This is a genomic window from Cupriavidus sp. 05L310 (assembly GCF_056398185.1).
Genome location: NZ_JBFTOX010000069.1, coordinates 1 through 18,505 on the forward strand (window position 1 = coordinate 1; position 18,505 = coordinate 18,505).

16 protein-coding genes are annotated in these 18,505 nt (G+C 66.7%); 10 read left to right on the top strand and 6 right to left on the bottom strand.

Going from position 1 to position 18,505, the window contains the following annotated elements; translation table 11 throughout:
* The 6 genes from AC1DS6_RS35805 to AC1DS6_RS35830 form a co-directional block, all read left to right on the top strand.
* Positions 1-377: citrate/2-methylcitrate synthase (locus tag AC1DS6_RS35805; RefSeq protein WP_477104273.1), on the top strand; the 377-nt coding region annotated here is incomplete at its 5' end.
* A 188-nt stretch (positions 378-565) separates the two neighbouring features.
* Positions 566-1,093, top strand: coding sequence for a hypothetical protein (locus AC1DS6_RS35810; protein ID WP_441626784.1), 528 nt, complete (start codon positions 566-568; stop codon positions 1,091-1,093).
* A 73-nt stretch (positions 1,094-1,166) separates the two neighbouring features.
* Positions 1,167-2,618 (top strand): bifunctional 2-methylcitrate dehydratase/aconitate hydratase, encoded by a 1,452-nt coding sequence (locus AC1DS6_RS35815; RefSeq protein ID WP_477104274.1) that lies wholly within the window; start codon positions 1,167-1,169, stop codon positions 2,616-2,618.
* A gap of 299 nt (positions 2,619-2,917) precedes the next feature.
* Positions 2,918-5,623 (top strand): aconitate hydratase AcnA, encoded by a 2,706-nt coding sequence (gene acnA, locus AC1DS6_RS35820; RefSeq protein WP_441626788.1) that lies wholly within the window; start codon positions 2,918-2,920, stop codon positions 5,621-5,623.
* 298 nt (positions 5,624-5,921) lie between these two features.
* Positions 5,922-6,068: a hypothetical protein gene (locus AC1DS6_RS35825; RefSeq protein WP_441626790.1), complete on the top strand. Its 147-nt coding sequence runs from the start codon at positions 5,922-5,924 to the stop codon at positions 6,066-6,068.
* Between the two features lie 133 nt (positions 6,069-6,201).
* Positions 6,202-7,404 (top strand): DUF2863 family protein, encoded by a 1,203-nt coding sequence (locus AC1DS6_RS35830; RefSeq protein ID WP_045237420.1) that lies wholly within the window; start codon positions 6,202-6,204, stop codon positions 7,402-7,404.
* Positions 7,405-7,471: 67 nt separating this feature from the next.
* On the opposite strand, the gene trmB is transcribed toward AC1DS6_RS35830, so the two are convergent.
* On the bottom strand, positions 7,472-8,146 hold the full coding sequence (gene trmB, locus AC1DS6_RS35835) for a tRNA (guanine(46)-N(7))-methyltransferase TrmB (RefSeq protein ID WP_441626792.1): 675 nt from the start codon (positions 8,144-8,146) through the stop codon (positions 7,472-7,474).
* Between the two features lie 342 nt (positions 8,147-8,488).
* On the opposite strand from trmB, the gene AC1DS6_RS35840 reads away from it, so the two are divergent.
* Positions 8,489-10,075: an ABC transporter substrate-binding protein gene (locus tag AC1DS6_RS35840; RefSeq protein WP_441626938.1), complete on the top strand. Its 1,587-nt coding sequence runs from the start codon at positions 8,489-8,491 to the stop codon at positions 10,073-10,075.
* 75 nt (positions 10,076-10,150) lie between these two features.
* Here AC1DS6_RS35840 and AC1DS6_RS35845 read toward each other — a convergent pair whose 3' ends face one another.
* The 5 genes from AC1DS6_RS35845 to AC1DS6_RS35865 all read right to left on the bottom strand — a co-directional run bounded on the left by AC1DS6_RS35845 (position 10,151) and on the right by AC1DS6_RS35865 (position 16,246).
* Positions 10,151-11,029, bottom strand: coding sequence for a class I SAM-dependent methyltransferase (locus AC1DS6_RS35845; RefSeq protein ID WP_045237422.1), 879 nt, complete (start codon positions 11,027-11,029; stop codon positions 10,151-10,153).
* 105 nt (positions 11,030-11,134) lie between these two features.
* Positions 11,135-11,890: a tetratricopeptide repeat protein gene (locus AC1DS6_RS35850; RefSeq protein WP_045237423.1), complete on the bottom strand. Its 756-nt coding sequence runs from the start codon at positions 11,888-11,890 to the stop codon at positions 11,135-11,137.
* A 46-nt stretch (positions 11,891-11,936) separates the two neighbouring features.
* Complete coding sequence (locus AC1DS6_RS35855) at positions 11,937-12,467, bottom strand: DNA-deoxyinosine glycosylase (RefSeq protein ID WP_477104275.1); 531 nt, start codon at positions 12,465-12,467, stop codon at positions 11,937-11,939.
* A gap of 127 nt (positions 12,468-12,594) precedes the next feature.
* Entirely contained in the window at positions 12,595-14,508 is a 1,914-nt protein-coding gene (gene htpG / locus AC1DS6_RS35860; RefSeq protein ID WP_441626797.1) for a molecular chaperone HtpG, read from the bottom strand.
* Positions 14,509-14,710: 202 nt separating this feature from the next.
* A complete protein-coding gene (locus AC1DS6_RS35865; RefSeq protein ID WP_477104276.1) occupies positions 14,711-16,246 on the bottom strand; it encodes an aminotransferase-like domain-containing protein in 1,536 nt (511 codons plus the stop codon).
* Between the two features lie 84 nt (positions 16,247-16,330).
* Here AC1DS6_RS35865 and AC1DS6_RS35870 point away from each other — a divergent pair, with 84 nt between their 5' ends.
* From AC1DS6_RS35870 to AC1DS6_RS35880, 3 genes are read left to right on the top strand one after another with little or no spacing between them, the layout of a single operon-like run.
* A complete protein-coding gene (locus tag AC1DS6_RS35870) occupies positions 16,331-17,014 on the top strand; it encodes a VOC family protein (RefSeq protein ID WP_441626801.1) in 684 nt (227 codons plus the stop codon).
* A gap of 57 nt (positions 17,015-17,071) precedes the next feature.
* Entirely contained in the window at positions 17,072-17,788 is a 717-nt protein-coding gene (locus tag AC1DS6_RS35875; protein ID WP_441626803.1) for an alanyl-tRNA editing protein, read from the top strand.
* Between the two features lie 22 nt (positions 17,789-17,810).
* On the top strand, positions 17,811-18,449 hold the full coding sequence (locus AC1DS6_RS35880) for a LysE family translocator (protein ID WP_441626805.1): 639 nt from the start codon (positions 17,811-17,813) through the stop codon (positions 18,447-18,449).
* The last annotated feature ends 56 nt before the right edge of the window (positions 18,450-18,505 follow it).

The window sequence follows — 18,505 nt, forward strand, 5'->3', positions numbered from 1 at the left end:
ACAAGGAAGTGGTGATCGGTTTCGGCCACCCGGTGTACACCATCAGCGACCCGCGCAACCAGATCATCAAGGACGTGGCGCGCCGCCTGTCGAAGGACGCCGGCTCGACCAAGATGTTCGACATCGCCGAACGGCTGGAAACGACCATGCGGGACATCAAGAAGATGTTCCCCAACCTGGACTGGTTCAGCGCCGTGAGCTACCACATGATGGGCGTGCCGACCGCCATGTTCACGCCGCTGTTCGTGATCTCGCGGACCTCCGGCTGGGCTGCCCACATCGTCGAGCAGCGCATCGACAACAAGATCATCCGCCCCAGCGCCAACTACACCGGGCCGGAGAACCTGAAGTTCGTGCCGATCGGCAAGCGTAAATAAGCGGAAAATCGTCCTACCATGAAGCAAAACAGGCTTGACCGGGCCCGCCGCGATGCCCAATTGTGTAACCGATGGTAGGGGTACTACGCCCTGACTTTCAAATCGTAGAGAATAGCGGCGGACATGTGTCTGTCGGCCTCAGCCGGCAATCCACCGCCTTTGACCCAACTCCAGAAGGAACCCACAGAATGAAGCATCTTGTCCTCGCCGCCTGTATCGGCGCATTCACGCTGACCACCGCCGGCGTCGCGACGGCCCAGGATCCGGCCACGAAGGCTGCTCCCGCCAAGAAGGCTCCTGCCAAGAAGGCCCCGGCCAAGAAGGCGGCAACCACGGAAACCGCAGCCGTGCCGCATGGCGAAAAATGGCAGTGCGAACTGGGCCATGTCCTGTACATCGGCGGCAATATGCAGCGTGACGAAGTCATCACCGTGAACTGGGAGGGCAAGGAATACCGCCTGCCGCGCCTGTCCACCGTGACCGGCGCCGACCGCTATTTCGACGCCCGCTCCGGCCTGGACCTGGTCGTGATCCCGAGCAAGGCCATGCTGTTCAACAAGAACGCCGGCCAGCGCCTGGCCGATGAGTGCCAGACCGCGGACATGCAGGCTGGCGGCTCGGCGCCGACCCAGGCAGGCGCACTGCGTGCCCCGGTAGCCACCCCCCTGCTGGTCGCCCCGCCGGCCCCGGCAGCCGATGCCGCGCCGAAGCCGTAACCAGGTGACATAGCCGGGCATCGCCCGGCCATGTCCATGGGCACCAGGAAGCACAAATACCCGAGGGGACCCCATGTCTGCACACGTTCCAAACGTTCGTCCGGAACCTGACAAGGTATTGGTCGACATTGTCGACTACGTCACCCGCTATCAGATCGAGAGCGCGCTTGCCTACGACACGGCCCGCAACTGCCTGATCGATACCCTCGGCTGCGGCCTGGAAGCCCTGTCATACCCGGCCTGCACCAAGCTGATGGGCCCGATCGTGCCCGGCACGATGGTCCCCAACGGCGCCAAGGTGCCCGGCACGCAATTCCAGCTCGACCCGATCCAGGCGGCCTTCAATATCGGAGCCATGATCCGCTGGCTCGATTTCAACGACACCTGGCTGGCCGCCGAATGGGGCCATCCCTCGGACAACCTCGGCGGCATCCTCGCCACCGCCGACTGGCTCTCGCGCAACAATGTGGCCGCCGGGCGCAAGCCGCTGACCATGAGGGACGTGCTCACCGGCATGATCAAGGCCCACGAGATCCAGGGCTGCATCGCGCTGGAAAACTCCTTCAACAAGGTCGGCCTGGACCACGTGGTGCTGGTCAAGGTGGCCTCCACCGCCGTCGTCGCGCAGATGCTGGGCCTGAGCCGCGACGAGATCATCAACGCCGTGTCCCTCGCCTGGGTCGATGGCCAGTCGCTGCGCACCTACCGCCACGCCCCCAACACCGGCAGCCGCAAAAGCTGGGCCGCGGGAGACGCCACCAGCCGCGCCGTGCGCCTGGCGCTGATCGCCAGGACCGGCGAGATGGGCTATCCCTCGGTACTCAGTGCCGGGGGCTGGGGCTTCTACGACGTGCTGTTCAAGGGCCAGCCCTTCAGGTTCCAGCGCCCGTACGGCTCCTACGTGATGGAGAACGTGCTATTCAAAATATCCTTTCCCGCTGAATTCCACTCGCAGACCGCGGTGGAAGCCGCCATGACCCTGAACGGCCAGTTGGCCGCCGCGGGCAAGACGGCAGCCGACGTCGGGAAGGTCACCATCCGCACCCATGAGGCCTGCATCCGCATCATCGACAAGAAAGGCCCGCTGGCCAACCCGGCCGACCGCGATCACTGCATCCAGTACATGGTGGCCGTGCCGCTGCTGTTCGGCCGCCTGACCGCGGAGGATTATGAAGACAAGGTCGCGGCGGACCCGCGCATCGACGCGCTGCGCGACAAGATCGTGTGCGTGGAGGACCCGCAGTTCACGGCCGACTACCACGATCCGGAAAAGCGCTCGATCGCCAATGCGCTGACCGTGGAACTGAGCGACGGCACGGTGCTCCCGGAAGTGGTGGTGGAATACCCGATCGGCCACAAGCGCCGCCGCGACGATGGCATCCCGTTGCTGGTGGAAAAGTTCAAGACCAACCTGGCGCGCCGCTTCCCGGCCAGGCAGCAGCAGGCCATCCTGGCCGTGTCGCTGGACCAGGCCCGCCTGGAAGCGATGCCGGTCAACGAGTACGTCGACCTGTACGTGATCTGAGCCGCGGAAAAAAACGGATGAACCGGGCCTGGCAGGCTGACGGGGCCCGCCGGCTTGCCCTAAAATCCACGCGGCGCGTACATTGGTAATGCCACGCAGCAGCAAAGCAGATCAGCAAGAATCCATCAGCAAGAAAAGCAAGAATGCACAACGCAAGCAGCAGGCAGTAGGCATGAACAACGGCGCCGTCACGGCGCCGGGCGCCGCGAGGCAGGCTTGTTTCGCCGGCCGCCGGCGGCGAAACGCAGATTTACGAGTCCACAAGCTAGTCCGCACCATCCTTCGATTGGAGTAAGGCAATGCCCCACAATCTCAATAAGACTCTGAAAGAATTCAAGACCGGCCCGTCCGGCAAGGGTCAGTTCTATTCCTTGCCGCAACTGGGCAAGGCACTCGGCGTAGCGGTCGAGCGCCTGCCGGTATCGATTCGCATCGTGCTGGAATCGGTGCTGCGCAACTGCGACGGCAAGAAGGTCACTGAAGAACACGTCAGGCAGCTTGCCAACTGGAAGCCCGTCGCCGAGCGCGTCGACGAGATCCCCTTCGTCGTGGCGCGCGTGGTGCTGCAGGATTTCACCGGCGTGCCATTGCTGGCCGACCTGGCGGCCATGCGCAACGTGGCCGAGAAGATGGGCCAGAACCCGAAGAAGATCGAGCCCCTGGTGCCGGTGGACCTGGTGGTCGACCACTCCGTGCAGATCGACCACTTCCGCGAAAAGAATGCGCTGGACCTGAACATGAAACTGGAATTCCAGCGCAATAACGAGCGCTACCAGTTCATGAAGTGGGGCATGCAGGCCTTCGACACCTTCGGTGTGGTGCAGCCGGGCTTCGGCATCGTGCACCAGGTCAACCTGGAGTACCTGGCGCGCGGCGTGCACAAGAAGGACGGCGTGTACTACCCGGACACCCTGGTCGGCACCGACAGCCACACCACCATGATCAACGGCATCGGCGTAGTGGGCTGGGGCGTGGGCGGCATCGAGGCGGAAGCGGGCATGCTGGGCCAGCCGGTCTATTTCCTGACGCCCGACGTGGTCGGCGTGGAACTGAAGGGCCGCCTGCGCGAAGGCGTGACCGCGACCGACCTGGTGCTCACCATCACCGAAATGCTGCGCCGCGAGAAAGTGGTCGGCAAGTTCGTCGAGTTCTTCGGCGAAGGCACCGCCAGCCTGGCGCTGCCTGACCGCGCCACCATCGGCAACATGGCGCCGGAATACGGCGCCACCATGGGCTTCTTCCCGGTTGACGAGAAGACCATCGACTATTTCAAGGGCACCGGCCGCACCGAAGAAGAAATCGCCGCCTTCGAAGGCTATTTCCGCGCCCAGAAGATGTTCGGCATCCCCAAGGCCGGGGAGATCGACTACACCAACGTGGTCACGCTGGACCTCGGCACCGTGGCCCCCTCGCTGGCCGGCCCGAAGCGCCCGCAGGACCGCATCGAGATCGGCAACGTCAAGTCCACCTTTGCCTCGCTGTTCGCCAAGCCGACCGCCGAGAACGGGTTCAACAAGGACATCGCCGAACTGGACAAGACCTACACCACGACGGACGGCGTCAACGTGAAGAGCGGCGATGTGCTGATCGCCGCCATCACGTCCTGCACCAATACCTCCAACCCGAGCGTGCTGCTGGCCGCTGGCCTGCTGGCCAAGAAGGCGGTGGAAGCCGGCCTCAAGGTTGCGCCGCACATCAAGACGTCGCTCGCCCCCGGCAGCCGCGTGGTCACGGAGTACCTGGAGGCCGCCGGCCTGCTGCCTTACCTGGAAAAGCTGGGTTTCGGCGTGACCGCCTACGGCTGCACCACCTGTATCGGCAACGCCGGCGACCTGACGCCGGAACTGAACGAGGCGATCACCAAGAATGACCTGATTGCGGCCGCCGTGCTGTCGGGCAACCGCAACTTCGAGGCACGCATCCACCCGAATATCCGCGCCAACTTCCTGGCCTCGCCGCCGCTGGTGGTGGCCTACGCCATCGCCGGCAACGTGACGCGCGACCTGATGACCGAGCCGGTGGGCACGGGCAAGGGCGGCCGCGAGATCTACCTTGGCGACATCTGGCCGACCTCGGAAGAAATCCATGCGCTGATGAAGTACGCCATGGACGCCAAGGTCTTCAAGGTCAACTACGAGCAGGTCAAGAAGCCGAGCAAGCTGTGGGCCAAGGTCAAGGGCACCAAGGGCCAGGTCTACGACTGGCCGAAGTCCACCTATATCGCCGAGCCGCCCTTCTTCGAAGGCTTCGGCATGGAACCGGCCGCGACCCAGACCAGCGTGCGCAATGCGCGCGCGCTCGGCGTCTTTGGCGACTCCGTGACCACCGACCACATCTCGCCGGCTGGTTCGATCAAGGAATCGTCGCCCGCGGGCAAGTACCTGCTGGCCAACGGCGTGCTCAAGGCGGACTTCAACAGCTACGGCTCGCGCCGCGGCAACCATGAGGTCATGATGCGCGGCACCTTTGCCAACGTGCGCATCAAGAACCTGATGCTGCCGGTCAAGGCCGATGGCTCGCGCGTGGAAGGCGGCGTCACGCTGCACCAGCCCACCGGCGACGAAATGTCGATCTACGACGCCGCCATGAAATACATCGCCGAAGGCACGCCCACCGTGGTGTTCGGCGGCGAAGAGTACGGCACCGGCTCGTCGCGCGACTGGGCCGCCAAGGGCACCCAGTTGCTTGGCGTGAAGGCCGTGATCACGCGCAGCTTCGAGCGCATCCACCGCTCCAACCTGGTCGGCATGGGCGTGCTGCCCCTGCAGTTCAAAGGCAGCGACAGCGTGCAGACGCTGGGCATCATCGGCAACGAGACGTTCGACATCGAAGGCATCGAAGGCGACCTGAAGCCGCAGCAGGACGTGACGCTGGTGATCAAGCGCGCCAATGGCGACGTGCAGCGCGTGCCGGTGCTGCTGCGCATCGACACCCCGATCGAAGTCGACTACTACAACCACGGCGGCATCCTGCCGTTCGTGCTGCGTCAGTTGCTGGCCGCCTGACCGGCTAGCCCGGGGCCCTCAGGGGCTTTGGGGCGACGCCGCTGGCCGTGCGCCTCTATGGAGGACATGGCCAGCGGCGTTTTTCTTTGCGGCGGCGTTTACCTGCCATAGCGCCCGGCGAGCCCGGCAGCCGGGCTAAAAGCGCAGCCACCACCGCTTGACCCAGGCTTACCCCAAGCATGCCCCCGTGTAAGTTCCACGCAAGCCTGCCCTGCCACACTCCGATGCATCAACAAGAACAAAGCATTGCGCAGGGCAGCCACGTCGGCCTGCCCGCCTCAAACGCACAGGAGACACCATGGCAAAGATTTTCATCGCATTCGTCGTCATCGCCGGCGCGGCACTCTATATGTTGTCCAAGGGCGGCGAGATTTCGATGGGCGGCGAGCAGCACGGCGTGGAAACCCACGCGCCGGAGACCCCGCAAGCGCCCGCGCAGAAGTAACAGCCCCGGCGCTTCGAGGCACCGCGCAAGCCTGTCCGGCATCACGCAGAACAGCCGCCCTGCACCTGGCGGCTTTTTTTGTCAACGCAGCGAGTAGAATACCGTTTTACCGAAAAACGGATGATTTCGACTTATGGCAGGTTTTCGCCCCAAGGCTTCCCAACGTCTTTCGCCTGACGCCGAGCGTCTGGTGGCCGATGCGCTCGCGCTCGATGCCTCGGGCAGCCGCATGGAGGATGGGTATTGGGAGCGGCGGCTCTCGCAACGCCTGGGCCGGCTCCTGAAAAACGGCAGCCAGTCCGCCCTCGACGCCGCGCTCGAACACCTGTTCAAGCACAACGCCGACGCCTCCGACGTGCTCGCCGAACAAGCCGAGACCCTGGCCGAGTCGGCCACCGTCGAAATCGACGGCGTCAGCTACGACGCCCTGCTGATCGCCGCCCCCATCCTGGCCCACACCCGCTACGCCATCCCGTCCGGCGCGCTCAAGCCCGAGCTGTCGCAGACCCTGGCGGTGCACATGCAGGCGCATGTGCTGGCGACCAATACCAAGATGGCGCTATCGCCCTACCTGTACAGCATCGACCAGTTGCCGCGCACGCACAGCGATACCTTTGCCCTGACCTACAAGCTGGTTTCGGCCGCCATGGCCGGCACCACGCCCAAGGTCGATCTGCGCGACCTGCCGGAGACCGCGCCGATCCTGGCCGATCCGCGCTACCTGCTGGCCGTGGTGGTGGCGCCGCACGAGCAGGCACTGTTCCGCTGGCAGGAGGACGCCAAGGAACACCATGCCGAGCGCACGGTGTGCCTGGAGCAATGGCGCACCCAGGTCCAGCCTTCGATCGCGCTGCTGATGCCCGGCTGCGAGTTCGAGCTGCTGCTGCCCGACGCCTTCTTCCTGTCCTGCCGCGAGTCCGACAAGAGCATCCGCCCGCTCACCGTGCGCGCCGCCGTCAACTACCTGTGCGGCACGCTGGACGTGCCCGCCGGCCAGATGGCCGCCGTGGTGGCGGCCTTCGGCGAGGAGGAAGTCGAGGAGTACCGCGTCGGCTTTACCATGCGCGGCGAGAAGGATGTGATCTACGGCATCGTCTGGCCGGTGTATGGCCGCGAGTCCGGCGAGATCGACGCCAGCGAGAAGGACAACCCGCTGGAGCAGATCTGCGAGGAACTGCGCAACGCGGGGGTCGAAGACATATTCCGTCACGCCGCGCTGTTCGACCCCGAGTATTGCGAAGACTGCGGCACGCCGCTCTACGCGGACCGCTCGGGTGAGATCGTGCACGCCGAACTGCCCGAAGACGCGCCCACGCAGCAGCCGCTGTTCCACTGAGCGTTACCCCACCCGCCTCACCGACGGCCCGCCTTGCGCGGGCCGTTTTGTTTCCCGGCTCCCGGTGTCAGGTTGCCGCGGGCTCGCTCACGCAGCGCCACAGCGCATGACCGGAGGCGGCGTACTTGCGCTCGAACGGCGTGATAGCCTCGGCCGGCCGCCAGGACTCGACCCGCGCCGGCCGGCCAACCAGCGCCAGCGCCTGGGCAAATTCATCGATATAGACCTGCCAGTTGCTGCGGCACTCCAGATAGTCTCCGCACGCAGCCAGCGCCGGGAACACCGCATGGCCCTGCCAGCGCCGCCCCAGGTGGCCGATCTTGGGCCAGGGGTTGGGATACAGCACGTAATGGCGCGCAATAGGGATGCGATCCGCCTGCAGCATCCGCCAGACATCGACCAGGTCGGCACGGGCCCAGGCGAAATTGGCCGGCATCGGCCCTTCCCACCAGTCCTTGCCGCCGGTCAGCCGTTTCTCCGACTGGTCCACGCCGATCACGAAATGACCGGGAAACGCCGTGGCCAGGCGCAAGGTGCTCTCCCCCACGCCGCAGCCTGCGTCGAGGATCAGCGGCGCGACGCCGGCCTGCTGCCATTGCTGCAGCGCAAGATCGAGCGCGCGCCGGCTGGGCTCGCCGATCGGCTTGCGAAAGGGCTCAGCCAGGTGGCGGGCGACACGCGCCGCGAGGTGGTCGTGGACATCGGCCTGGGCCGAGGTGATGGTGCGGGAGTTGGCGAACATGGGCGGGATTCTACCGGCTGCGGGCGGGCCCGGGGACAAGCAGGCGGCGCAAGCCATGGACATGTGCCACCCCTTGCTGGGAGCATAAGCATATGACGCCCGTATCGCACACCGATGTCGTTTTGGCGGCACAATGCGGGCAGCCGGGTGGAGATTCAGGCAAGCAAGCCGGAGCCGCCACCCCATCTGAGAACCCGCCGACGCCCTCCCCTCCCGAGGGCCGGCCCGTACGAGGAGCGCATCCCGATGCCCGCAACACGCCTTAGCCGCAGCCTTCCAGCCCGCACCGCGGATCGCCCTGCCGGCGCTCCGTCAAGCCCGCCTGACGTCCTTGCCGCCCTGATGCCGCGCCGCGCGATGCTGCAAGCCGGCGCCGCACTCGTGCTCGGCGGCGCCGCGCTGATGCTGCTGCCCGCCGGCGCGGCGCAGGCCGAAGACCTGCGCATCGGCCTGTCCGCCGACGTGACCTCGATGGACCCGCAGTGGAACAACGCCGGACCGAACAACGCCATCGCCCTGCACATCTTCGAGTCGCTGGTGTTCATGGACAAGAACGCCCGCTACATCCCGGGCCTGGCGCTGTCATGGAAGCCGGTCAACGCCATCACCTGGGAAATCAAGCTGCGCCCCAACGTGAAATGGCACGACGGGACGCCGTTCACCAGCGAAGACGTCAAGGCCTCGCTGGAGCGCCCGGACAAACTCACCAATAGCCCAGGCTCCTTCACCAGCTACACCAAGCCGATCGCGCGCATCGACACGCCCGACCCGCTCACCGTGCGCCTCACCATGAGCGTGCCCAACTACGCCAACCTGGCCAACGACCTCAACAGCGTGCCGATCATGCCGAAGAAGATCGCGGCCACGCTGACCCAGGCCGATTTCGATTCGGGCAAGGCGATGATCGGCACCGGCCCCTTCAAATTCGTGCGCTTCGCGCGCGGGCAGGAAATCGTGATGGCCAGGAACCCCGACTACTGGGGTCCCAAGGTCGATTGGGATCGGGCGATCTTCCGCATCATCACCGACAACGGCGCGCGCAGCGCGGCGCTGCTGTCCGGCGACGTGGACGTGATCGAAAGCGTGCCCTCCGCCGACGTGGCCAGGCTCAGGCAGAACCCCAAGTTCCGCATCGAGCAGCAGGTCTCGTGGCGCACCATCTTCTGGCAGATGGACCAGTCGCGCGACAACCCGCCCTTCGTCACCGACAAGGCCGGCAAGCCGCTCGGCAAGAACCCGTTCAAGGACGCACGCGTGCGCGCCGCGATCAGCAAGGCGCTGAACCGCGACGCCATCGTCGACCGCATCATGGAAGGGCTGGCCGTGCCGGCCTCCTCGATCGTCTCGCCGCAGATCTTTGGCCATCCCGGCACCAAGCCCGAGGCCTATGATCCCGAAGGCGCGAAGAAGCTGCTGGCCGCGGCGGGCTATCCGGATGGCTTTGGCCTGACGCTGCACGCGACCAATAACCGCTACCTGAACGATGCCGCGGTGGCGCAGGCTACCGCCAGCATGCTGACGCGCATCGGCATTCAGACCAAGGTGGAGACACTGCCGGTGGCCGCGTACTTCACGCGCGCGCGCCAGGGAGACTTTGCGTTCGAGATGCTGGGCTGGGGGTCGGCGGCGGCCGACGTGGCGCTGCGCTCGATCACCGGGACGCCGAATCCCAAGACGGGATACGGAACGTGGAACTGGGGCAAGTACAGCAATACGCAGCTTGACCTGCTGATTGAGAAATCGCTGACCACGGTGAGCAGCGACAAGTCGCGGGAGGAAAATGCGCGGATCGCGGCCAAGTTTGCGCTGGCGGATCATGCCATTGTTCCTTCCCATAGCCAGTTGGCGATGTGGGCGATGCGCAAGGATCTGAAGTATGAAGCGCGTACCGACGAATGGTCGCTCGCCCAGTTCTTCCACAAGCAGTAAGGCAGAGCGCCGAAGCGCTCCCTGCTTGCGGCGCCGGCGGCGAGGGCCGGCGCCGCAAGCGGCAAGCCAGCCGCCTCAGATCCGCAAACCGTCCTCCTGCCGCGCATTCGCCGCCCGCAGTTTCTTCACCCAGTCGCGCGCGGGCAGGCCGGTGCTGTCCTCCACCACCTTGGCGCGCGCTTCCAGCACATCCCACGACACATCGATCGCCGGGCCGTTGAAGGCCAGGGCAATGACATTGCCGTCGTGCACCTCTGGGAACACCAGCACGCGGTTATCGAAGGCTTCGCAGATCCGCACGATGTTTTTGGGAAAGCTGTCGTGGTCGCCGAACAGGTTGATGGTCATCACGCCCGGTGCTTTCAGCACGCGGCGGCAGGCCTTGTAGAAGGCTGTCGTGTCCAGGACCGGTCCGCGCGCGGTGGCGTCGTAGAGATCGACCTGCAGGACATCGAGAGCGCCGGTGTGGGCGCCGTCCATCACGTAGTCCCAGGCATCCTGCTCACGCACGCTAAGGCGCTCGTCGTCCTCGCGCAGGCCAAACATGCTGCGCCCGGCCACGATCACGGACGGATTCAGCTCCACCGCGGTAACGCGCGCTCGGCTGAACTGGCGATGGCAGAACTTGGTCAGCGCGGCCGCGCCCAGACCCAGTTGCGCCACGTGGAAATCCGGCGCCGACGGCGACAGGAACAGCAGCCACGCCATCATTTGCTGCGCGTACTCCAGCTCGATGGCATCGGGCTTGCGCAGGCGCATCGCGCCCTGCACCCATTCGGTACCGAAATGCAGGTAGCGCACGCCTTCCATTTCGGAGAACGTCACCGGCGCGAAGCGCGGCGTCATGCGCTTTTCCTCGCGCGGCGCCGCCTGCGCGCCGTCGCGGCTGCGCGTGCCGCGTGCGGGACGGCGCGAGGCCTCGGCTTCGATCGATTTGCGTTTGAGAAGAGTCATGGTGGTCAGGAAAAAACAAGTCGATGTGACGCCCGCATAGGCGGCACGTAATACGGCGGCGGGCGATGGCCCCGCGATGCGAAGGCCCGCGCCGGTTCGTTCAGCTCACGCTTTGCCGAGCGCGCTCTGGGCGCGCCGCAGCCATTCGCTGTTGTGCTCGCGGGCGTGGCGCGGCCAGTGCTTGCCGTCGTGCACGATCTCGGCGTACAGCGCCTGGGCGCGCTCGCGGTCGGCCGGCGTGCCCTGCGCCGTCAGCCAGTCGGCGAACAGGCAGCGCGCGGCGGCGTCGCTGGCGCAGGTGAGCGCCTGCTCGAATGCGGCGCGCGTGCCCGGCGCGTTCGAGGCGGCCAGCGCGCGCGCATACAACAAGGCGGGATCGGCTTGCTGGCGGCCCTGCGGCTGGGCGGCGAACAGGCGTTCCAGCGCTGCCACGGCGGCGGCATGGCCGCCGGTGGCGAACTGCGCGCGCGCCAGGCCCAGCAGCAGCGCCGGGTCGGTGGCAAACGGGCCGCTGGCGGCGGCCTCGTAGTGTTCCAGCGCGGCCTTGGGGTCGCCGGCATCCAGCAAGGCGGCGCCCAGGCGCATGCGATGATCGACGGTGGGCGCCCGGTCAAATGCGTCGCGCGCCTCGCGCACCGCGCGGTTGGGGTCGACCAGCTGGCCGATGGCGCGCGTGGCGGCCCGCGCACCGCGCGTCTGGCGCAGTCCGGGCAGGTAGATGGCGAAGAAATACACCACGCTGCCCAGCCCCGGGAAGGCAAACAGGATCAGCAGCCAGTACATGTTCTGCTGCGTGCGCACCGCATGCACGGCAAAGAACACCGCGACGATGACGTGAAAACCAATTCCTAGGTATGGCATTGTCGGTCTACCTGCATAACGTGGGACGGTGGCGTGCCACCGTGATTCATGGCCGCGATTGTGACAGAAGCGCCCGCCACAACTCCAGCTTCTGCGCGAAGTTGCGCGCCGCATGGGCGGGGCTGGACGATGGCAGCACTACCGTCTCATAGCCGGCCGCCGCGAACTGCTGCGCGAAGCGTCCCGAGGTGCCGCCGTTGAAGCCCACCCGCCGCAACTCTGGCGCCAGTGCCTTCAGCCGCACGAAGTCGTTGGCCTGCGGGTGGCGGATATTGCTGTCCAGGCTGCCCTCGCGCACGCAGGCGCCGAGCACGTCCCACACGCCGATGCGGTGGGACAGCAGCCGCACCAGCCGCTCCGCGTAGGGCAGCTCCGCCAGCGGCTCGCCGGTCAGCGCCCCCAGGAGCGGCCAGAACTGGTTGCGCGGGTGGGCGTAATACTGCCGCGCCGCCAAAGAGGCGGCGCCGGGAAAACTGCCCAGCACCAGCACGCGGGTGTGCCGGTCGATGACCGGGGGCAGGCCTTGCTGGAGATCGGGAGGGAGAACCGGGAGGGATGCGGAGGAAGGAACTTGCATGGGGGGAGTGTACCGCGCGGGAACTGGCACGCCCGGTGGCGGACAAGCGCTTGCGCGACTTGCTGCCAGCGCCCGCCCCCCCTCTCCACCGGTGCGCGGGGGAAAGGGGAGCAAACCGCCGCTTGGGTTAAGCCAGCAGCTTGTTGATGCGGTGCACGTAGGCCGACGGATCCTCGAGCGTGCCGCCCTCGGCCAGCAGGGCCTGGTCGAACAGCACATGCACGCGATCGCCGAAGGCTTCGTCCCTGGGGCCAGCTTCCGCCAGCGCGCGCAGCTTGCGCACCAGCGCGTGGTCCGGGTTCAGCTCCAGGATGGGCTGGGCGTCCGGCGCCTTCTGGCCCGCCTGCTTCAGCAGGCGTTGCAGGTAGCCGCTCATGTCGCCTTCGTCCGACACCAGGCAGGACGCGGACTCGGTCAGGCGCAGCGTCACGCGAACGTCCTTGGCCTTGCCTTCCAGCACGGTCTTGGCGCGTTCCAGCACGTCCTTCCAGTCGCCTTCCGCCTTTTCCTGCTCGGCCTTTTCATCGGCATCGGCCAGCGCGCCGAGTTCCAGGTCGCCACGTGCCACCGAGACCAGTTCCTTGCCATCGAACTCGCGCAGGAAGGACAGCATCCACTCGTCCACGCGGTCGGTGAGCAGCAGCACTTCGATGCCCTTCTTGCGGAACACTTCCAGGTGCGGGCTGGACTTGGCCGCGGACCAGCTGTCGGCCGTGACATAGTAGATCTTGTCCTGGCCTTCCTTCATGCGGCTCACGTAGGCGGCGAGCGCCACGCTCTGCTCGGCGGTGTCCTGCTGCGTGGAAGCAAAGCGCAGCAGCTTGGCGATGCGCTCCAGGTTGCCGGCGTCTTCGCCCAGGCCTTCCTTGAGTGCCTGGCCGAACTGCTGCCAGAAGGTGGTGTACTTGGCGCGTTCGGCTTCGTCGTCGCTGTCGGCCAGCGTTTCCAGCATCGACAGCACGCGCTTGGTGCAGCCTTCGCGGATGGCCTTGACGTCGCGGCTTTCCTGCAGCAATTCACGCGAGACGTTGAGCGGCAGGTCGGCCGAATCCACCACGCCCTTGACGAAGCGCAGGTAGGCCGGCAGCAGCTGGTCGGCGTCGTCCATGATGAAGACGCGCTTCACATAGAGCTTGAGGCCGCCCTTGTGGTTGCGGTCCCACAGGTCGAACGGCGCGCGCGCCGGCACGTACAGCAACTGCGTGTACTCGCTGCGGCCTTCGACGCGGTTGTGGGTGTAGGCCAGCGGCGCTTCGTTGTCGTGCGCGATGTGCTGGTAGAAGGTGGTGTACTGCTCTTCGGTGATGTCCGACTTGGAGCGGGTCCACAGCGCGCTTGCCTGGTTCACGCTTTCCCACTCGCCGGTGGCTTTGTAGGCGCTGGCCTCGGCATCCCACACTTCCTTGGGCATGCGGATCGGCAGCGAGATATGGTCGGAGTACTTCTGGATGATGCCCTTGAGCTTCCAGGCCGAGAGGAAATCGGCCTCGCCTTCGCGCAGGTGCAGCGTGATGGTGGAACCGCGCTCGGCGCGGTCGATGGCGTCCACGCTGAACTCGCCGTCGCCGGCGCTTTCCCAGCGTACGGCTTCGCTCGCGGGCAGGCCGGCGCGGCGGGTCTCCACCGTCACCTTGTCGGCCACGATAAAGGCCGAGTAGAAACCCACGCCGAACTGGCCGATCAGGGCGGCGTCCTTTTGCTGGTCGCCGGAGAGTTGCTGGAAGAATTCCTTGGTGCCCGAACGGGCGATGGTGCCGAGGTTGCGGATCGCCTCATCGCGGCTCATGCCGATACCGTTGTCGGTGATCTTCAGCGTGCGCGCCGCGGGATCGGCCTCGATGCGGATCGCCAGGTCGGCATCGTTCTCGAGCAGGGCCGGGTTGGCAATCGCCTCGAAGCGCAGCTTGTCGGTGGCGTCGGAAGCATTCGAAACCAGCTCGCGCAGGAAAATTTCCTTGTTGCTGTACAGCGAGTGGATCATCAGGTGCAGCAGTTGCTTCACTTCCGCCTGGAAGCTCATCGTCTCGTGCGGTGCGGTCATGGTTCTCCTCTTCAAACTTGGCTAACTTGGGAATCTGGGTCATGTGGCGGACCGGACCCGAAAGCTACCGGGTCCGGTCCGCGCGAACTTCTGGCAACGCCGGGCCGCCCCCTCCTGGTGCCGGCCCGGCATTACGCCAATGTCCGCAAACATAGGGGCGGCGGCGCCGTTTTCAAGATGCGGCGCGCAGGCGGCTGCGCCGCTAGCGCCGGTCCAGCTGGCGCGCCAGGAAGGCCAGCATATCGGGATCCTGGCTGCTGGCCACGTTGAAGCGCATCCAGCCCGAAGGCATCTGGGAGGGCGAAAACAGGCTGCCCGGCGCGAACAGGTAGCCTTCTTCGTGGCCGGCGGTGGCGATGGCGTTGGTGTCCCGCCCGGTGTCCGCCCACAGGTACATGCCGGCATGCTGCCCGGGAAACAGCGTCAAGCCTAGCCGTTCGATGGTACGGCGGGTGTCGTCGCGGGCGCGGTCGAGCCGGTTGCGCACCCGCTCCACATGCTTGCGGTAGTGGCCTTCCGTCAGCACCTTATAGAGCACTCGCTCGTTGATCTCCGGCGAGGCCAGCCCCGCCAGCAGCTTGCTGTCGGTCAGGCTGGCGGCCAGTTCGGAGTGCGCCGCGATAAAACCCACCCGCAGGTTGGCGGCCAGCGTCTTGGAGAAGCTGCCCAGGTAGATCACGCGGCGCAACTGGTCCAGGCTGGCCAGCCGGGTGGCGGCGTGGCCGGGCGGGCACAGGTCGCAATAGATGTCGTCCTCGACGATCAGCAGGTCATATTGCTCGGCCAGCCGCAGCAGCTGGAAGGCCTTGGCGGCCGACAGCGAGGTGCCGGTCGGGTTGTGCAGTACCGAGTTGATCACCATCAGGCGCGGCCGGCGCGCCTGCAGGATGCGCTCCAGTGCTTCCAGGTCGGGGCCTTCGGCGGTGTAGGGCATGCCGATCAGCTGGGCGCCCTGGGCGGCAAAGCGGCCGAACATGACGAACCAGGCCGGATCACCCACCAGTACGGCGTCGCCCGGACGCAGGTAGAGCCGGGCGATCAGGTCGAGTGCCTGGGTGATGCCGGAGGTCAGCACGATCTGGTCCGGGGTGGCGCCGATCTCCAGCTCGGCCAGGCGGTTGCGCAGTTGCTGGCGCAGGGGCAGGAAGCCCTGCGGCGTGCCGCTGGCCAGGAAATGGCTGCCCGGCTGGCGGCCCAGGCCGCGCAGCGCGCTGGCGACCAGCTCGCCGTCCAGCCAGTCGTTGGGCAGGAAGCCCATCCCCGGGGACTTATGCGGCTCGGTGGAGTGGAACATGCTGCGCAGCAGCCAGGTCACGTCGATATTGCGCGCGCCGGTAGCCACGGGCGCTACCGCCGCCACCTGCGGCGTGCGCTCGCGCACATAGAAGCCCGAGCCGCGACGCGATTCCAGGTAGCCCAGCGCCACCAGCCGCTCGTAGGCCTCGACCACGGTGAAGCGCGAGATGCCCTTTTCCTGCGCGAGCTGGCGGATCGAAGGCATCCGCATGCCGGCGCGGAACACCCGCTCGTCGATACGCATCCGCGCCCATTCGGTCAGTTGTTCCACCAGCGTCATCTGCACCGAGGGCACCGGGTCGGGCATGCGTTCGGTGGGGGGCGGCAGCACCAGGCGCAATGACCGCGCCTGTTCGCCGGCGCCGGAGACCGCGCCGTCGCGCTTGCCTGCCCCGGCTCCTTTATCCTTGTGCCCTGGCGCAATTGGGTCCCTGCTGTTCATGCCTTGCTCCCGCCACTGTACTGAGAATGTTCTGCATAACTGTATCGGTACTGTACCGACAACCTTGTCTACCATCAACACACCATGACAATTGCCCTCGACCATCTCGTGATCGCCGCTCCCACGCTTGCCGAGGGGGCGCAGCACGTCGCCGATGCGCTTGGCGTGACGCCCCAGCCGGGCGGCGCCCATCCGGGCATGGGCACGCACAATGGTCTGCTCGGCCTGTTCGGCGGGGCCTACATCGAGGTGATCGCCATCGATCCCGAGGCGCCGCCCCCCGCCCGGCCACGCTGGTTTGGCCTGGACACCGAGGCGGTACAGGCGCGGCTGCGCTATGGCCCCTTCCTGCTGCACTGGGCGGCGCGTGTGGAGCGGCCAACCGACCTGTCCCTGTGGCAAGCGCAGTACCCCGGGCGCATCCCGCCGGTCATCCCGATGACCCGTGGCGACCTGCGCTGGCGTATCACCGTGCCCGAGGACGGCAGCCTGCCGTCGTGGCCGGCTGACGATGGGGATGGCGCGTCGATCCAGGGCGCAGGCATCCTCCCCACGCTGATCCAGTGGGATGTGCCGACCCATCCCTCGTCCCGGCTGCCGAACCAGGGCCTGGCGCTGCGCGCGCTGCGCGGCCGGCATCCGCAGGCGGCCCGGCTTGCCGAGGCCATGCAATGGCTGGGCGGCGGCCCGATCGCCCTGGAGGCGTCAACCGTCGCGGAGCTGACCGCGGAGATAGAAACGCCAGACGGCGTGCGCACGCTGCGCTGAACCAGGCGCAAAGCAATAAACACAACAACCACAACAACAATGAAGGAGGCCCGACCGATGTCCGCCACCCGCAAACGCTTCGACGACGACGCTTATCTCGGCAGCTGCACCGCCACCGTGGTGGCCGTGCACGCTGACGGCATCGAACTCGACCAGACCGTGTGCTACGCACGCAGCGGCGGCCAGGCGGGGGATACCGGCACACTCAGGCTGGCCAACGGCGCCACCATTGCCCTGCTGGAAACGGTGTACACCCCGGACCGCAGCCATATCCTGCACGTGCCCGAGCCCGGCGCCGCGCTGCCGGAGCCGGGCGACATCGTCGCCGTCACCATCGACTGGGAGCGCCGTCACCGGCTGATGCGGCTGCATACCTGCCTGCACCTGCTGGGTTCGCTGATCCCGGTGCCGGTGACCGGCTGCGGCATCTCGCCCGACTCGGCGCGCATTGATTTCGACCTGCCGGAGTCCACGCTCGACAAAGCCGTGCTCACCGAACAGCTCAACGCGCTGATCGGCACCGACAGCCAGGTCGGTATCGAACGCATCACGCCCGAGGAGCTGGCCGCGCAACCGGAACTGGTACGCACCGTGGGCGCCGCGCCACCGGCCGGCAGCGACGCGATCCGCATCATCGACATCCCCGGCGTGGACCGCCAGCCCTGCGGTGGCACCCATGTGGCGGCTACCGGCGAGATCGGCGCGGTGGTGGTGACCAAGATCGAGAAGAAGAGCCGCACCAACCGCCGTGTGGTTGTGCAGTTCGCGGCGTGACGAGGGCACGACGACCATGATCATGGACCCTGCCCTGCTGACCGGGTTGTCGGCGGCCCAGTTCGCCGCGCTGCTGTCGCTGATGACGGTGGGCTTGTTCACGCCGGGCCCCAACACCACCATCGCCGCCGTCACTGGCGCCAACTTCGGCTTGCGCGCCACGCTGCCCCACTGCGTGGGCGTGGCGTTCGGCTTCGCCAGCATCCTGGCGCTGTGCGCGGCCGGCGTGGGCGCGCTGATCCTGGCCAGCCCGGCGCTGGCGCTGCTGGTGCGCGCGGCCGGCGTGCTCTACCTGTTATGGCTGGCGCTCAAGCTGGCGCGCAGCACCGTGCTGTCGGACAAGCAGGTACTGCGCCCGCTGTCGGTGTGGCAATCGGCAGCGCTGCAATACGCCAATATCAAGGCGTGGATGCTGGCGCTGGCGACGGCCGCGTCGTACATGGCCGACGCCCAGTCGCCGCTGCACCGGGCCTTCCTGGTGTGCACCGTGTTCGGCGTGCTTGGCTTCGTCAGCAATGGCCTGTACGGCGTGCTCGGCGCCTCGCTGCGGCAATGGCTGCAGGCGGGCCATCGTATCCGCTGGTTCAACCGCGGCATGGGCCTGGCCCTCGCACTGACCGCGCTGTGGATCGCGCTTGCCAGCCTGCCCACCCTTCACTGAGCATCCAAGATGGCCGCCGGACCCGCCTCCCTCCCCAACGTCAACAACGCCCCCGG

What these genes read in the sequence shown, in the direction of transcription:
- AC1DS6_RS35865 (WP_477104276.1), bottom strand. Translation starts at nt 16,246, where the DNA reads ATGAACAGCAGGGACCCAATTGCGCCAGGGCACAAGGATAAAGGAGCC.
- AC1DS6_RS35825 (WP_441626790.1), top strand. Translation starts at nt 5,922, where the DNA reads ATGGCAAAGATTTTCATCGCATTCGTCGTCATCGCCGGCGCGGCACTC.
- AC1DS6_RS35855 (WP_477104275.1), bottom strand. Translation starts at nt 12,467, where the DNA reads ATGCAAGTTCCTTCCTCCGCATCCCTCCCGGTTCTCCCTCCCGATCTC.
- trmB (WP_441626792.1), bottom strand. Translation starts at nt 8,146, where the DNA reads ATGTTCGCCAACTCCCGCACCATCACCTCGGCCCAGGCCGATGTCCAC.
- AC1DS6_RS35850 (WP_045237423.1), bottom strand. Translation starts at nt 11,890, where the DNA reads ATGCCATACCTAGGAATTGGTTTTCACGTCATCGTCGCGGTGTTCTTT.
- AC1DS6_RS35880 (WP_441626805.1), top strand. Translation starts at nt 17,811, where the DNA reads ATGGACCCTGCCCTGCTGACCGGGTTGTCGGCGGCCCAGTTCGCCGCG.
- acnA (WP_441626788.1), top strand. Translation starts at nt 2,918, where the DNA reads ATGCCCCACAATCTCAATAAGACTCTGAAAGAATTCAAGACCGGCCCG.
- AC1DS6_RS35830 (WP_045237420.1), top strand. Translation starts at nt 6,202, where the DNA reads ATGGCAGGTTTTCGCCCCAAGGCTTCCCAACGTCTTTCGCCTGACGCC.
- AC1DS6_RS35815 (WP_477104274.1), top strand. Translation starts at nt 1,167, where the DNA reads ATGTCTGCACACGTTCCAAACGTTCGTCCGGAACCTGACAAGGTATTG.
- AC1DS6_RS35845 (WP_045237422.1), bottom strand. Translation starts at nt 11,029, where the DNA reads ATGACTCTTCTCAAACGCAAATCGATCGAAGCCGAGGCCTCGCGCCGT.
- AC1DS6_RS35870 (WP_441626801.1), top strand. Translation starts at nt 16,331, where the DNA reads ATGACAATTGCCCTCGACCATCTCGTGATCGCCGCTCCCACGCTTGCC.
- AC1DS6_RS35840 (WP_441626938.1), top strand. Translation starts at nt 8,489, where the DNA reads ATGCCGCGCCGCGCGATGCTGCAAGCCGGCGCCGCACTCGTGCTCGGC.
- htpG (WP_441626797.1), bottom strand. Translation starts at nt 14,508, where the DNA reads ATGACCGCACCGCACGAGACGATGAGCTTCCAGGCGGAAGTGAAGCAA.
- AC1DS6_RS35875 (WP_441626803.1), top strand. Translation starts at nt 17,072, where the DNA reads ATGTCCGCCACCCGCAAACGCTTCGACGACGACGCTTATCTCGGCAGC.
- AC1DS6_RS35810 (WP_441626784.1), top strand. Translation starts at nt 566, where the DNA reads ATGAAGCATCTTGTCCTCGCCGCCTGTATCGGCGCATTCACGCTGACC.